Below are 230 nucleotides of genomic sequence, written 5' to 3'. Positions count from 1 at the left end.
GAGAGGCCGCCGCGGCGACCTTGCTCGACGCGGGCAGGTGGCCGTGCTCCGGCAGGTGGCGGTCGAGCCACTGCTGGCACTGCGCGTAGGCGAAGGGATGGGCGTTGACCGTGCGCACGTCGGAGAGGGTCGTGCCCGGGCGGGCGACGAGGACGAAGTTTACCGGGACGAGGTACTCGCCGATGATCCGCAGGCCCGGGATGGTCGTCAGCGCATCCTGGGCGAAGGAC

1 protein-coding gene is annotated in these 230 nt (G+C 71.3%); it reads right to left on the bottom strand.

Translation table 11 applies throughout. The features are described 5' to 3' along the window. Nucleotides 1-230: prephenate dehydratase domain-containing protein (locus ACPYOG_RS21130; RefSeq protein WP_481295993.1), on the bottom strand; the 230-nt coding region annotated here is incomplete at both ends.

Source organism: Leifsonia sp. HAY1-4F (assembly GCF_056755275.1).
Note: the sequence above shows the minus strand (reverse complement) of the source record. Positions and strands in the feature narration are given on the sequence as shown.